This window comes from Pseudomonas sp. I2 (genome assembly GCF_040984075.1).
GTDB lineage: Bacteria > Pseudomonadota > Gammaproteobacteria > Pseudomonadales > Pseudomonadaceae > Aquipseudomonas > Aquipseudomonas guariconensis_B.
Genome location: NZ_JBCGFQ010000199.1, coordinates 1 through 411 on the forward strand (window position 1 = coordinate 1; position 411 = coordinate 411).

Annotated in this window: 1 protein-coding gene; it reads right to left on the bottom strand. The window is 50.4% G+C overall.

All coding sequences use genetic code 11. The features are described from left to right. Positions 1 to 124: 124 nt before the first annotated feature. Positions 125 to 411: D-ribose pyranase (gene rbsD, locus WCE05_RS26240; RefSeq protein WP_368816871.1), on the bottom strand; the 287-nt coding region annotated here is incomplete at its 5' end.

Below are 411 nucleotides of genomic sequence, written 5' to 3' on the forward strand. Positions count from 1 at the left end.
GTTTTCGCCCACCAGCGCCATCACGCGGCCAGGATAGACATTTAACGCTGCACCCGAGAGGGCTTTTACGCCCGGGAAGGCTTTATCGATGCCTTTAAGCTGAAGTAATGCTTCCATGACGGCCTCAGAACGTCACGCCAGCACAGAGAATGATATTCGCATACGGAGAACATTCTCCGCTGCGAATTACCGCCTGACTTTCTGCGGTTTGTTGTTTGAATTGTTCATGCGTGGTGTAACGAATTTCAATGGTATTTCCCTGGTGTTTTTGCAGCTGCTCAAGGTGAGTGAGCAACGTTTCGTGGAGTTGCGGATTATGTTGTTTGATCTCTTCCGCGATAATGGCTGCCTCGACCTGCATTTCATTTGTGACGACGCCCAGCACCTGCATAAAAGAAGGTACACCCTGGG